The 13,850-nt window shown below is 46.3% G+C and carries 17 protein-coding genes; 16 read left to right on the top strand and 1 reads right to left on the bottom strand.

Annotation, left to right across the window (positions count from 1 at the left end; all coding sequences use genetic code 11):
- Positions 1-18 precede the first annotated feature (18 nt).
- From spoIIIAF to G9U52_RS03205, 3 genes are read left to right on the top strand one after another with little or no spacing between them, the layout of a single operon-like run.
- Positions 19-867 (top strand): stage III sporulation protein AF, encoded by an 849-nt coding sequence (spoIIIAF, locus tag G9U52_RS03215; RefSeq protein WP_166146034.1) that lies wholly within the window; start codon positions 19-21, stop codon positions 865-867.
- A 46-nt stretch (positions 868-913) separates the two neighbouring features.
- Positions 914-1,540, top strand: coding sequence for a stage III sporulation protein AG (gene spoIIIAG / locus G9U52_RS03210; protein WP_243767131.1), 627 nt, complete (start codon positions 914-916; stop codon positions 1,538-1,540).
- 20 nt (positions 1,541-1,560) lie between these two features.
- Positions 1,561-2,436, top strand: coding sequence for a SpoIIIAH-like family protein (locus G9U52_RS03205; RefSeq protein WP_166146028.1), 876 nt, complete (start codon positions 1,561-1,563; stop codon positions 2,434-2,436).
- A gap of 188 nt (positions 2,437-2,624) precedes the next feature.
- On the opposite strand, the gene G9U52_RS03200 is transcribed toward G9U52_RS03205, so the two are convergent.
- Positions 2,625-2,951 carry a hypothetical protein gene (locus tag G9U52_RS03200; RefSeq protein ID WP_166146023.1) on the bottom strand — a complete coding sequence of 109 codons (327 nt, stop codon included), beginning with the start codon at positions 2,949-2,951 and terminating at the stop codon, positions 2,625-2,627.
- Between the two features lie 281 nt (positions 2,952-3,232).
- Here G9U52_RS03200 and G9U52_RS03195 point away from each other — a divergent pair, with 281 nt between their 5' ends.
- From G9U52_RS03195 to G9U52_RS03135, 13 genes are all read left to right on the top strand, one after another.
- Positions 3,233-3,430: a hypothetical protein gene (locus G9U52_RS03195; protein WP_166146020.1), complete on the top strand. Its 198-nt coding sequence runs from the start codon at positions 3,233-3,235 to the stop codon at positions 3,428-3,430.
- An 82-nt stretch (positions 3,431-3,512) separates the two neighbouring features.
- Positions 3,513-4,019 carry an acetyl-CoA carboxylase biotin carboxyl carrier protein gene (gene accB, locus G9U52_RS03190; protein ID WP_166146018.1) on the top strand — a complete coding sequence of 169 codons (507 nt, stop codon included), beginning with the start codon at positions 3,513-3,515 and terminating at the stop codon, positions 4,017-4,019.
- 50 nt (positions 4,020-4,069) lie between these two features.
- The gene (gene accC, locus G9U52_RS03185) at positions 4,070-5,428 is read left to right on the top strand and encodes an acetyl-CoA carboxylase biotin carboxylase subunit (protein WP_166146015.1); all 1,359 of its coding nucleotides are present in this window, start codon (positions 4,070-4,072) and stop codon (positions 5,426-5,428) included.
- Positions 5,429-5,570: 142 nt separating this feature from the next.
- Positions 5,571-5,981, top strand: a complete 411-nt coding sequence (locus G9U52_RS03180) for an Asp23/Gls24 family envelope stress response protein (protein WP_166146012.1) — start codon at positions 5,571-5,573, stop codon at positions 5,979-5,981.
- A 116-nt stretch (positions 5,982-6,097) separates the two neighbouring features.
- On the top strand, positions 6,098-6,658 hold the full coding sequence (gene amaP / locus G9U52_RS03175) for an alkaline shock response membrane anchor protein AmaP (protein WP_166146009.1): 561 nt from the start codon (positions 6,098-6,100) through the stop codon (positions 6,656-6,658).
- 14 nt (positions 6,659-6,672) lie between these two features.
- Positions 6,673-6,909 (top strand): DUF2273 domain-containing protein, encoded by a 237-nt coding sequence (locus tag G9U52_RS03170; protein WP_166146006.1) that lies wholly within the window; start codon positions 6,673-6,675, stop codon positions 6,907-6,909.
- 141 nt (positions 6,910-7,050) lie between these two features.
- Complete coding sequence (gene nusB / locus G9U52_RS03165) at positions 7,051-7,509, top strand: transcription antitermination factor NusB (RefSeq protein ID WP_166146003.1); 459 nt, start codon at positions 7,051-7,053, stop codon at positions 7,507-7,509.
- Positions 7,510-7,524: 15 nt separating this feature from the next.
- Positions 7,525-8,391, top strand: coding sequence for a bifunctional methylenetetrahydrofolate dehydrogenase/methenyltetrahydrofolate cyclohydrolase FolD (gene folD, locus G9U52_RS03160; RefSeq protein ID WP_166146000.1), 867 nt, complete (start codon positions 7,525-7,527; stop codon positions 8,389-8,391).
- 3 nt (positions 8,392-8,394) lie between these two features.
- On the top strand, positions 8,395-9,771 hold the full coding sequence (xseA, locus tag G9U52_RS03155) for an exodeoxyribonuclease VII large subunit (RefSeq protein ID WP_166145997.1): 1,377 nt from the start codon (positions 8,395-8,397) through the stop codon (positions 9,769-9,771).
- Complete coding sequence (gene xseB, locus G9U52_RS03150; RefSeq protein ID WP_166145994.1) at positions 9,746-10,003, top strand: exodeoxyribonuclease VII small subunit; 258 nt, start codon at positions 9,746-9,748, stop codon at positions 10,001-10,003. The genes xseA and xseB overlap by 26 nt, the downstream gene beginning before the upstream one ends.
- Positions 10,000-10,905: a polyprenyl synthetase family protein gene (locus tag G9U52_RS03145; RefSeq protein ID WP_166145991.1), complete on the top strand. Its 906-nt coding sequence runs from the start codon at positions 10,000-10,002 to the stop codon at positions 10,903-10,905. The genes xseB and G9U52_RS03145 overlap by 4 nt, the downstream gene beginning before the upstream one ends.
- 161 nt (positions 10,906-11,066) lie before the next feature.
- The gene (gene dxs, locus G9U52_RS03140) at positions 11,067-12,953 is read left to right on the top strand and encodes a 1-deoxy-D-xylulose-5-phosphate synthase (RefSeq protein WP_166145987.1); all 1,887 of its coding nucleotides are present in this window, start codon (positions 11,067-11,069) and stop codon (positions 12,951-12,953) included.
- Positions 12,954-12,986: 33 nt separating this feature from the next.
- The gene (locus G9U52_RS03135; RefSeq protein WP_166145984.1) at positions 12,987-13,826 is read left to right on the top strand and encodes a TlyA family RNA methyltransferase; all 840 of its coding nucleotides are present in this window, start codon (positions 12,987-12,989) and stop codon (positions 13,824-13,826) included.
- Positions 13,827-13,850: the final 24 nt, after the last annotated feature.

Genomic DNA, 13,850 nt, shown 5'->3' with positions numbered 1-13,850 from the left:
GAGGAAGGGGCGGATGCCATGGACTGGTTATCAGACTGGCTTAAGTCTGTTGTTATGGTCATTTTGCTGGCATCGTTCGTTGACATTCTGCTTCCCAGCCAGACGATGCAGCGGTATGTCAAAACGGTAATAAGCCTGTTTATTTTATTAACGCTGCTTCAGCCTGTGCTCTCCTTATTGCAAAAGCAAACCTCCATTGACCAATTGCTGGCGGATGCTGATGTTTTGCTCCAAGGGAAATCGGCTCCGGCAGCCGCAATCCCGGCATTCAGTCCCTCATCTACGCTGCAGATGGCGGGTGGCGGGCAGAAGCTGGCACAGGCACCTAACGCCGGCATGCAAACGCTGGAAAGCATCCAGCAGCAGGCTGTGCAGCTGCAAACCGCGCAGGAGAAGCGCTCGCAGCAGCTCATGCAGCAGCAAATCACCACATTGATGAAGCAAAATGTGGAGCAAGCGTTACCCTTCAAGGTGCAAAGCTTGAATGTGGAAACAGGCAAGGATGCACAGGGGCAAATGCAAATTATTGCGATCCACCTACAGGTATCGCAACGCAATGAGGCTGTTTCGTCGAAGCAAGCGGAGCCGAAGCTTAAGGCGCTGCAGGTTGAGCCTGTCAAACCGGTATCGATAGCGATTCGGGCCGATGGAGCTGCGAACAAAGGGGGGAGTACCGATGGAAGCTCGGCTACAAGTGCAGATTCAATCGCAACCTCACCTTCAACCTCAGGTTCCAGTTCCAATTCAAACGTGACTTCAAGCCCCAGCTCATCTTTTGCACAGGAAAAGTCGCAAATACAAAGCCTGATCAGCAAGGAATGGCAGGTGCCGAATGAGCTTATTTTTGTAGAGGTGTCAAAAATCTGAGGCTTTTTGCATCGGTAGAAGCAAGGGAGGTGAACCGGTGGGGAGTTTGATGAAATGGATGGAGAAATGGCTGGGTGGCGGACCTAATGGAACGAAACGGATTCAAACGTTTCGTTGGCTACTGCTACTGGGCCTAGCTGGAGCAGCGTTTATGGTACTTAACTCTTTTATACAAATAAAAGATGTTGACCCTATCGGTGAAGGGAGGGCCTCTCCCACAGAGTCAAGCAATCCTGCTTTTGGTGGTACCTTAAACAAGGAGCGCAGCAGCTTTCGTGAATATGAAGAAGCTTACCAGTCCCAGCTAAAGGAGCTTTTAAGTAAAATTGTTGGCGTAGGCGAAGTGGAGGTGTTGGTTACGATTGATTCGACAGAGGAAATTTTCGTTGAACACAATACGAAGGAAACCCAGCAGGTGACCAATGAAAAGGATCAGCATGGTGCGACCCGCCATCTTAGCGATGTGACACGTAGTGGTGAAGTCGTTATTTACGAGGTTTCCGGTGGCAAGCAACCGCTGATCCTCAAATATATCAAGCCGAAAATTAGGGGTGTCGTGGTAGTTGCCAAGGGAGCCGAAAATTTGACTGTCAAAAAGATGATGGTCGAGGCGGTCGAAAGAGGATTGGATGTGGCGGCTAACCGAATTTCGGTATTGCCCCGTAAACAATAAAAACTCAAGGAGGAACAAACATGAACTCTAAGCGACAAACAATTTGGTTAGTATCGATGTTAAGCTTGATGGTTGTGCTTTCCGCTTATTATTTATTTACCGAGGATGTCAGCAAGCTGGAATTTACAACAACGGGTTCAACCGTCACAGGACAACCAGGCACTTCAGCAACTAAAGGGAGTGGGGAGCTGTCTGCTAAGGAGATTGTGATCAACACTAATGATCTGAACGTTAAGCCTGCTGAATCCAAAACAACGCCAAAAGCAACAGCAACAACGGAGCCGAGCCCTGCCACAACTCCACAAGCAGCTTCTACTCCACCGCCAGCTTCAACAACGAATCCTACAGCGGCTGCGAAACAACAGCCTGTTGCCCAAGCTAACCCCACCGCCCCATCTAAAGCTACGACGCCAACCTCTGCAGAAAACAAAGTTAGCAGCACACCTAACCCAGATCCATCCCTTGCACAGCCTACTACCAAGGCTAATGACACGGTGAGCGCGGCTGATGCCAAAGTGCTCCAACAGGTGATGACCCAGGTGAAATCTGGAAGCGACTATTTTGCCGGATTGGGTCTTAAGCGCAATGAAGAGCTTGCCAAACAGACGGAGCAATGGATGACGATACTTGCAGACCCTAAGCAAAGCGCGGTAGCAGCAGCCAATGCTGAAGCTGAGTTAAGAAAGCTTCAAGATAATGAAGCTAAGGTTACCAATCTGGAGGATACGTTAATGGCTGAATTTAAGCAAGCCGTTATTACGGAAGAAGCCAATAAGTGGAGAGTAACCGTCCAGAGCAATAAGCTGGAAAAAAGCCAAGCCGTCAGCATTATTGACCGAGTCATGCAGGAATTGAACATTGGTGCTGATCGAATCGTCGTTCAATTTGTTCCCTGAGCGAGCACAGCAAATTAAGGAGCTTCCATGGGTCTCAACGACCATGGAAGCTTTTTAGGTTGCCCCAATGCTCTAACTGCCTTCCCGCAAGATCTTCTGGAAGCTGCTTGGGACATCCATACAAAATAAAAGAGGTTGTTCCTTAGTCATTTCTGACTTCTGGAACAGCCCCAATGTATGAATAGCTATTATTCCGCTGGCTCCGTAACGATTTCGTTGGTTTCTTCGGCTTCGTTAGTATCTTCGGCCGAATCGGAGATTGCTTCGTCCTCCTCCTCGTCCTCCTCCACAGCTTCTTCGCCCTCATCTTCAAGGGCATCTTCTTCGCTCTCATCTTCAGCTACATCTTCTTGGACTGCATCTTCCTCGGTAACGCCCTCAAGCTCGTCCAGCGTTACATCTTCTTGCGTAGCTTCAGCCTCATTGGCTTCGGCTGTACCTTCAGCAGCAACGACTTCTTCTGTTACTGTAAGCGCTTCCTCAAAAACGATGACCTCATTCTCAACTTCACTCATATGTAATCCCTCCCATAGTGCTTAGCTTAGCTAAGCCTAAGCTCAATATAGCAGGAACTATTTGCAGTAGCTGTCGATATGTAGCAGGAGATATTAAGTTTTGATTACAAATTATCGCAGCTTCACTTTTCATAGATGACCTATGCACTTCGTGGTAATCCTTGGTAAACACTTGTTTAATACGGCACAATAATATTATTCTAGAAAGGTTGTATGCACAGCTTGGCTGAATCCAAAGCAAGTAATGTAATCCAATCCAATTACTTCAGGTAGGCTGTAATTTGCCGGATTATGGGTTCATTCTGAATGAAATGATGTATACCAACGGTGATACCATTCGGCTCGACCGATTCATTCAGCTGAAGATCGAGTTTGAAATTGCATTCGTTTTGAAAAAGGAACTAAAGGGACCAGGTGTAACGATTGAAGATGTAATGGATGCCCTTTACTTTACTCATAGAGGAGTATCGCCTAAGTAATCGGAGGAAACTCTTTCTTTGTATTCGGTTTGTGGTATAATAGCAACGTTATTGTTTCACCATTGTTGAAGGAGTGAATCTCGTGTTTAAACTTAATGAAATTAAAGAATTGATCAAATTGATCGACCAAAGTTCCTTACAGGAATTAGAAATTGAAAATGAAGGCTCTCGTTTGCTTATTCGCAAACCTAACAAAACGGAGTCCGTAGTATTTGCATCTTCACCTGTTCAGCACTCATTTCAACATTCAACACCCCAATCTTTACCTCAAAATGTTATACAAGCCCATAATACGGAAAGCCATATAACAGTGCCGGATGCTCCCATAGCCCCTGCGGCAAATGCAAACTTACATAAAATCGTTTCTCCCATGGTAGGTACATTTTACACGGCCTCTTCGCCGGGTGCTGCTGATTTTGTGGACAAAGGTAGCCAGGTCAAAGAGAAGTCTGTGGTCTGTATTATCGAAGCGATGAAGCTGATGAATGAGATTGAAGCTGAAATTAAAGGTGAAATCGTTGAGATTTTGGCTGAAAACGGACAATTGGTGGAATACGGACAACCTTTGTTCCTTGTAAAACCAGAGTAATTGCTTAGAAGCCAGTTTTGCTAACGCAAAACTTTTAGGAGGAAACACGCGTGAAGTTTCAAAAAATATTAATTGCCAACCGTGGTGAAATTGCCGTCCGTATTATTCGCGCTTGCCGTGAAATGGGGATATCTACGGTAGCTGTCTATTCGGAGGCGGATCGAGAGTCGCTGCATGTACGGCTTGCAGACGAAGCCTATTGTATCGGGCCTACCTTGTCAAAGGATAGCTACCTGAATTTAACCAATATAATGAGCGTCGCGACTTTGACTGATACCGATGCGATTCATCCAGGCTACGGTTTTCTAGCGGAGAATGCCGACTTTGCCGAAATTTGTGAGAGCTGTAATATTACCTTTATCGGGCCTTCGCCGGATGCGATCAATCGGATGGGCGATAAAGCGGTCGCCAAGCTTACCATGAAGCATGCGGAGGTACCTATTATACCCGGTTCCGATGGGCTTGTTGAAGATATGGATGACGCGGTACGTATTGCCCGTGAAATTGGGTATCCCGTTATTATTAAAGCAACAGCCGGAGGAGGCGGCAAAGGAATCCGCATTGCTGATAATGAGGAAATGCTCGTTCAACAAATTACTACAGCCCAGCAAGAAGCACAAAATGCATTTGGCAATGCCGGTGTTTATTTGGAAAAATATTTGACCGGAATGAAACATGTGGAAATTCAAATATTGGCAGATAAGCATGGCAATGTCGTTCATCTGGGTGAGCGGGATTGTTCCGTACAACGCAGGCGCCAAAAGCTTGTTGAAGAAGCGCCATGCCCGATTATTACCGAAGAAGTTCGCACACGGATGGGGCAAGCTGCTGTACGTGCAGCAAAAGCCGTTAATTATTCGGGAGCGGGCACTTTGGAATTTCTGTTGGGAGCGGACGGAGAGTTTTATTTTATGGAAATGAATACTCGGATTCAAGTTGAGCATCCCGTTACCGAGATGATCACACGGATCGATATCATTAAAGAGATGATCCGCGTTGCTGAAGGGGAGCCATTATCCTTCACACAGGATGAAGTGAGAATTGAAGGCTGGGCTATTGAATGCCGAATTAATGCCGAGGATTCTACCCGTAATTTCATGCCTTCGGCTGGACAAATCCAATTTTACCTGCCACCAGGTGGATTCGGTGTCCGGGTCGATAGCGCCGCTTACCCAGGCTATACCATTTCACCACATTATGATTCGATGATCGCCAAGCTGATTGTGTGGGGAAGAACTCGGGATGAAGCGATCCAGCGTATGAAACGTGCCTTGTCCGAATTTACGGTTGAAGGTATTCACTCAACCATCCCTTTTCATTTAAAGCTGATGGAGCACCATAAATTTATTTCCGGTGACTTTGACATTAAATTTCTTGAGGACCACGATGTGAATGATCCTGCTTCTTAGCTACTATTTGTCACTGTAATCTTATAATGATATAGTAGTGGCTAAGACAAGTTTTGTAACTTCGTGCATACATATAAATGGAAACATTACGAGAGCGAGTACATGTTGCTTATCGTAATTTCAACAAAGGAGGCATCTAACCATGACGATTATTGCGGCCGATTATGAGAAAACAGAAATGGGCACGATCCAGATTGCACCCGAAGTCATTGAAATTATTGCGGGTATGGCTACGATTGAGGTTCCTGGCGTTGCTGGTATGAGTGGTGGCTTTGCTGGTGGAATTGCCGAGCTATTGGGACGTAAAAATTTGTCCAAAGGTGTTAAAGTTGAGGTTGGCCAACGTGAAGCAGCCGTTGACGTATCCATTGTCATTGAGTTTGGCACACGAATTCCTGAGGTAGCGGCAGGTGTACAGCTTAATGTGAAGAATGCTATTGAATCCATGACGGGACTACATGTGAAGGAAGTCAATATTCATATTCACGATGTTATCTTCAAGACGGTTGACCGGGTAGAAGAAACGGAAGTTCTCCCTCACCGAGTGAAGTAAGTGAGTCGTGCAAGTTTTCTTTCTGATTTTTCTTTCTGATAATGTGAAAAAAAGGATTGGAAAACCCCCTTCAAGCAATAAGGGGGTTTGCTCTCATTCGGAAGGAGTCCGGTTTTGTGGTAAAAGTGATGGATAGATTGCTTATCTTCGTGCTCAGCGCAGTTGCTTTGATCGTAAGTTGCACGCTCCTGTTCTGCGCTCTTGGATGGATTCCTTTTGATAAGGTTGGCAGATTTGCGCAAGCTGTATATTTTGATTTGAATATAGCTTTAACCTTTATTACATTTACAGTTATAGTAGCACTAATCAGTATTCGTTTGCTGATTGTATCTTTGCCGCGTGGCCAAGCAGTAGTTCCATCGATTGATCAACGAACGGAATTAGGCGATATTCGCATTTCGGTTGAAACCGTAGAAAATCTGGCTTTAAAGGCAGCACGCCGTGCCCGCGGAGTCAAGGATTTAAAGGCTCGTGTGAAAGTAAGTCCCGCAGGCTTGGAAATTATTATTCGAGCGATCGTAGATGGTGAAAGCTCCATTCCCGAGCTAACAGAAGAGATGCAAGCCAATATTAAAAAGCATATTGAGGATATTACAGGCATTCCTGTTGCCGTTGTTACGGTATTTATCGCCAACATTCAACAATCATCCCCTACATTTAAAAGTCGGGTGGAGTAGAGGTGGGTTCTTCCATGTGGATTGGGGTATGGGAACTACTCTGGGAAAGACACCGAGGCAAATCCATGGGTTTTGCTGCTGGTGTAGGTTTGGGACTCGTCTATTTAATTTGCGGATTGTGGGATATGTTAATCTTTGCCCTAATCGTATATACTTGTTATCAGATAGGGAGTCGTATGGAGCGGGGAGAGCCCGCCATTCCCGTTGAAGCAATGTGGCGTTGGCTCATGGACAAATGGAGATTGAGATGAAATCCCTGGTTCTTGCCAAGGATTTTTTTTGTTTAGTCAAGATTTATGCTTACGATGCAAGTTTTTGCCTAAGGGCAAAAACTCAGCAAATGCTTACGAAGTTAGTTTTCCTACGGAAAACTCTTAGGAGGAAACAATAAAGTGAGAAGAAGATTGGCAAGAGAGCTAGCGCTCCAAAGCCTGTACCAAATCGAAATGAACCATATGAGCTTAAGTGAAGCCATTACGAACGTGATCGAAGAGGCCCAGAGTGACGATGAGTCGGAGCTGGTCAAAAACAAGGATGTTATTTCCCATGAGGAAATCCTGGAGCTAGTAGAAGGCACATTAGCGAATAAAGAAGTGATCGATGATCTGCTTAAGGAATATTTGAAAAATTGGCAGATGGACAGGCTCTCCCGCGTAGACCGTGAAATTTTGCGTTTAGCCGCTTATGAAATGTTGTATCGAGATGATGTTCCTCCCAAGGTTGTTGTCAATGAGGCAATTGATTTGTCAAAGCATTTTGGTACCGAGGAATCCGGCAAATTCGTTAACGGTGTGTTAGGTAAAATGATCAAAGAATTGGATGATATTAAAGCCAACCTACTAAGTAGTTAAGGAAGGGGACACAACATGTCTGCACAGGTTATTAATGGCAAGGAAATTACAGGTGCTTACCGCGCACAAATCAAAGAGGATGTAGCCAAGCTGGCGCAACAAGGTGTTCAACCGGGCTTAGCTGTTATTATTGTAGGAGAGGACCCGGCTTCTCAAGTATATGTCCGCAATAAAGCTAAGGCATGTGAGGAAGCTGGCATGTACTCCGAGGTTCATCGCTTAGAGGCGGGTGTTTCAGAGAAAGAGGTTTTGGCTTTAATAGAAAAGCTGAACCAAAGCCCCAAAATCCACGGCATTCTAGTGCAATCTCCATTACCCAAGCATATCTCCGAAGATAAAGTGGTTGAAGCGATAGCTGTAGAGAAGGACGCAGATTGCTTTCATCCGGTTAACGTGGGCAATTTGATGATTGGCAAAGAAGGACCGGCTCCATGCACGCCAGCAGGTGTTATTGCCATTTTGAAGCATATTGGTGTAGAACTTGCAGGCAAGCATGCCGTAGTGATTGGAAGAAGCAACATTGTGGGGAAGCCGATGGCTATTTTATTGCTTAGGGAGCATGCAACAGTGACCATCTGCCATTCCAAAACGGCCAATATGGCTGAGATCACCAGCCAAGCGGATATTTTAATTGCTGCTGTAGGCAAGCCTAGGATGATAAGGAAAGAGCATGTTAAGCCAGGGGCTATCGTAATTGACGTAGGTATTAACCGCTTAGACACAGGCAAATTGGCAGGTGACGTTGACTTTGATGACGTCCTTGATACGGCCAGCTATATTACTCCTGTACCAGGCTGCGTAGGGCCAATGACGATTACGATTTTATTGAAAAATACACTTGATGCAGCGTCCCGTTCTTTAAAAGCGCAAGTGAATGGATAATCTATGAGGGAAAAAAAAGTGCTTTCCATCAAGGAATTAAACCGCTATATTAAAATGCGGCTTGAGAGTGACAATACCCTGCAGGATGTCTGGGTCCGCGGGGAAATTTCCAATTTTACACATCATTCCAGTGGACATATGTACTTTACGCTTAAGGATGCAGATAGTCGTCTCAAAAGCATTATGTTTTCTTCCAACAACCAGCGGATTGGCTTTATTCCCAAAGAAGGCACAAAAGTATTAGCATGCGGAAATATATCGGTTTATGAGCGTGATGGGCAATACCAATTTTACGTGACCCAAATGCAGCCCGATGGGATCGGAAGCTTGTACCTGGCTTTCGAGCAGTTGAAGAAAAAGCTTGCTGATGAAGGCCTGTTTGCTGCCGAGCGTAAAAAACCATTACCTCGCTTTCCTAAGGCCATCGGGATTATTACTTCACCGACAGGGGCAGCCGTTCGTGACATTGTGATTACGCTTCAACGCCGCTATCCCAATGTCCCGATCCTGCTCTACCCAGTGCTCGTTCAAGGGAATCAGGCTGCGCCTGCTATTGTAAGGGCTATCGAAGCGATGAACGCTCGGAAGGACGTAGATGTCCTGATCATAGGACGCGGCGGCGGCTCGCTGGAGGAGCTATGGGCGTTTAATGAAGAAGTTGTGGCGCGCTCGATATTTGCCTCTGCCATTCCGATTATTTCAGCCGTAGGTCACGAAACCGATTTTACGATCGCCGATTTTGTTGCCGATCTTCGAGCAGCAACGCCAACAGCCGCAGCCGAATTAGCGGTGCCGCATCAATTGGAATTAAAGCAGCAGCTTGCCTATATCAATCAGCGGTTGTACAGCGGCTTATCCAATCAACTGGAACGTAACCGCGAACGTCTGCGCAGGGCAAGGCGCTCACCCGTCTTTCTGAATCCGCGTAGACAGCTATTGATACAGAGGGTGGAGCGCTTGGACAGGACAACAGAGCAGCTGGGCTATAAAATGCGCAGAAGGCTAGCCAAGCTGCAGGAAAGCCATTTAAAGCTGGGCAAAAGCTTGTCCAAGTTTAACCCGAAGGAACAGGTGGTTTATGCCAAGCGCCGCCTCAGCTCAACAGTTCGCCAGCTGCAGCAGGCTATGCATACAGCTAGAAACCAGAAACGACAAGGGCTTGTAGCAGTGATCCGCCAATTGGATGCACTTAGTCCATTGAAGGTGATGCAGCGTGGATACAGCCTAGTTTATGATGAAAACGAGCAACAATTGATTAAATCCATTCAGCAGGTCCAGATCGGGGATGTCCTAAAACTGAGGCTCTCAGATGGAAACGTGGATTGTCATGTGTGGTCAATGGAGGAGAAGCAAAATGGCAAAACAGGAAACGACGCTTAGCTTTGAGCAGGCAATGGATAAGCTGGAACAGATTGTAGCCTCCCTAGAGGGTGGCGACGTCCCTTTGGAGCAAGCTATTGAGCTGTTTCAAGAAGGGATGAAGCTTTCCCAATTGTGTGGAAGCAAGCTGGAGCAAGTCGAGCACAAAATCGAAATTTTGATGGAGCAAGAGGGTGGGTTAGTCAAGAAGCCTTTTAACCCGGCAGCTGAAGAAAAGGGTGAATGGAAATGAACGCCGAACTAACAATTCAGCAATATTTGGAGCAACAGGCACAGCTAGTTGAAGCGGCGTTGCTTGCTTCCATTCCGGGCATCTGGGATATTCCGCAGACACTCCGCGAATCCATGATGTATTCTCTGATGGCAGGTGGGAAGCGGCTGCGCCCTATTTTAATGCTGGCGGCAGTAGAGGCGCTTGAGGGACAAATAGCAGCGGCTATGCCCGTCGCCTGCGCTGTGGAAATGATTCATACCTATTCACTTATTCACGATGATTTGCCTGCCATGGACGATGATGATTACCGCCGCGGTAAGCTAACTAACCACAAGGTGTATGGAGAAGCAATGGCGGTCCTGTCTGGGGATGCCTTGTTGACCCATGCTTTTTACTCCGTGGTACAAGCATATCGGGTTTATCAGGTACCCGCAGAACGGGTTGTTGATATTATTGAAGACCTCTCAAGGCTTGCTGGAGCGCCTGGCATGGTAGGTGGACAAGCGGCAGATATGCAAGGAGAGCAGGGGCTCACACGATTGGAAGAATTGGAATATATCCATATGCATAAAACGAGCGACCTGATTGTTTTTTCCTTGAAAGCAGGCGGACATCTAGCAGGTGCCAATGCTAAGCAGCTTCAGGCTTTAGAGAAGTTCGGTTATAATATCGGTCTTGCTTTTCAAATTCAAGACGATATTCTCGATCTTGTTGGAGATGAGAAAAAGCTGGGAAAGCCTGTTAAAAGCGATGAAAAGCAACAAAAAGTAACTTATCCTTTCTTTGTTGGTATCGAAGCCTCGCAAGCGAAAATGCGTGAATTGACAGAGCAGGGAAAGCAGGCTATTTTGGATGCAGAGTTCCCTTTTTCAAAAAGGCTGCTTCAACTTGCTGATTTTTTGGTAAAAAGAGACAGGTGATCAGAAATTTAAACGATTCCGTATTATGTTATATTTGAGCACGTAATGCCACTATGGTATAATGGATCAAACGTTTAGTGGAAACTATTACTTATTCACTCCTGCGGTTGGGGTGTTTGTTATTATACGCAACAGTCCGAACAGGAAAGCGGGGAACCAGCGTGCTGCTAGAACATATCAATCAGCCACAAGACCTAAAGAAACTTTCAATAGAACAATTAGAAATATTGGCTGGAGAGACAAGGCAGTTTCTTGTAGAAAAGTTATCGGTAACCGGCGGGCATCTTTCACCCAATTTAGGAGTTGTCGAGCTCACGATTGCCCTCCATTATTTATTTAACAGCCCATATGACAAATTTATTTTTGATGTGGGGCACCAATCCTACGTCCATAAAATGTTTACGGGCCGTATGGCTCAATTCGATACGCTTCGCAAATACAAAGGTTTATGTGGCTTCGTCAAACGCTCCGAAAGCGAACATGATGTATGGGAAGCTGGGCACAGCAGCACATCGCTATCTGCCGCAATGGGGATGGCAGTCGCTCGCGACCTCAAGGGGGAGCACAATAAAATCGTAGCGATTATCGGCGATGGCGCTTTAACTGGAGGTATGGCCTTTGAAGCGTTGAACCATATTGGCCATGAAAAGAAAAATTTAATGGTGATTTTGAACGACAATGAAATGTCGATTGCTCCGAATGTCGGAGCGATGCATAACTATTTGGCCAAAATTCGTTCCGATAAACATTATATGAAGGCCAAAGAGGAAGTCGAGTACCTATTGAAAAAAATCCCTGCCATTGGCGGGACATTAGCGAAGACCATGGAAAAGCTGAAGGACAGCTTAAAATATATGCTCGTTTCCGGAGTTATTTTTGAGGAATTAGGCTTTACTTATCTAGGCCCTGTAGATGGTCATAATCTGCCTGCATTGCTGGAAACGCTGAAGCAAGCCGAGAAGATTGAAGGCCCTGTGATGGTTCACGTGCTTACCCTTAAAGGCAAAGGCTATTTGCCCGCAGAGGCGGACTCCCACACATGGCATGGAGCAAGCCCTTACAAAGTGGAGTCAGGTAAAATGCTGCAGGTTGTTGGACATCCGATGTACACGCAGGTTTTCGGTGATACATTAATTGAGCTGGCCAAGCTGGATAATCGGATTGTTGCTGTAACACCAGCTATGCCAGGTGGCTCTGGATTGCTCAAATTTGCCAAGGAATTCCCGGATCGCATGATTGATGTCGGCATAGCTGAGCAACACGCGGCTACGCTCTGTGCTGGGCTTGCAAGTGAGGGGATCAAACCGGTTTTTGCTGTTTACTCGACCTTCCTGCAAAGAGCCTATGACCAAGTCGTGCACGATATTTGCCGCGCTAAGCTGAATGTCGTATTTGCGATTGACCGTGCCGGATTTGTTGGTGCAGATGGTGAAACCCATCATGGTGTTTTTGATATCACTTATTTACGCAGCCTGCCGAATATCGTAGTGATGATGCCCAAGGATGAGAATGAGCTGCGCCATATGCTGAAAACATCGATTGATTACAATGAGGGGCCGATTGCAGTTCGTTACCCCCGTGTCAACGGACTGGGCGTCTCCATGGATGAACCCCTAAAATCGATTCCCATTGGTACGTGGGAGGTATTAAGACCTGGAGACAGCGCTGTTGTGCTGGCTGTTGGTCCGATGATTGCCATTGCGCTGGAAGCCGCGGAGGCTTTAAGCAAGGATGGTCTTCAGCTTAGGGTAGTAAATGCCCGATTCATTAAACCGATGGATGAAGCGATGCTGCTTCAATTTTCCAAGGAAGATTTGCCGATTATTACGATGGAAGAAGGCGCACAAATGGGCGGCTTCGGAAGCGGGGTCCTCGAGTTTTACGCTAACCAAAGCCGTTACGGCATGCAAATCAAAATTCTCGGAGTACCCGATTATTTTGTTGAGCATGGGTCAGTTAAGGAGCAACGCCAAGAGGTCGGACTTACGGCTGAGCGGTTAGTAACCGAGGTCAAAGCATTAATGCCGCGCAAACGGCAGCATGCTTGATAAGCTTCAATAGAAAGTGGGAACCTCTTCAAGATGGCTGTAGATAAAGAACGGTTGGATATATTGTTAGTGGAGCAAGGTTTTTTTGCTACAAGGGAAAAAGCCAAAGCCTCCATTATGGCGGGGCTTGTCCTTGTAGATGACGTACCCAGTGACAAGGCAGGCACGAAGGTGCTTAGAAGCTCGAGGATTATTGTTAAGGGCGCTATTCATCCTTATGTAAGTAGAGGCGGCTTAAAGCTGGAAAAGGCGTTAAAGCTATTTGAGATTGATCTGACAGGTGTAACGATGCTGGACATCGGTGCTTCGACAGGTGGTTTCACGGACTGTGCCTTGCAGAACGGTGCTGCTGAGGTATATGCGGTGGATGTCGGTTATAACCAATTGGATTGGCTAATACGCAATGATCCTCGTGTACATGTGATGGAACGTACCAACTTTCGATTTATGAAACCAGAGGATCTGGGTGGCGGCACTAAGCCTAGCTTTGTATCTATTGATGTTTCTTTCATCTCCTTAAAGCTGATTCTTCCTCCATTAAAAAGCATACTTGGAGATCAGGGCTCGGTGATTGCCTTGATCAAGCCTCAATTCGAGGCAGGGCGAGAGAAGGTTCCTAAAACAGGTGTGATCCGTGAACCAGCTGTCCATACCGATGTGCTTCAAGCGGTGCTTGGATTTGCCAAGGAAGCCGGATTTTATTTGCAGGGCCTTACGTTCTCGCCTATTCGCGGTGGAGAAGGCAACGTGGAATTTCTTGCCTACTTTCATGCTGCAGAGCCTGAGACAACCCTTACAACTGAACTACAAGACGAGTGGATTAGGCAAGTAGTCATCGATGCGCAAAAGCTTCAAAACTCATCTGGCGGATGAGTTTTTTGTTTTTTTGGAGGAATC

Origin of the sequence: Paenibacillus agricola, assembly GCF_011440305.1 — a bacterium.
Lineage (GTDB): Bacteria > Bacillota > Bacilli > Paenibacillales > NBRC-103111 > Paenibacillus_S > Paenibacillus_S agricola.
The sequence above is the reverse complement of the archived record's forward strand: the minus strand, read 5'-3'. Positions and strand labels throughout refer to the sequence as shown.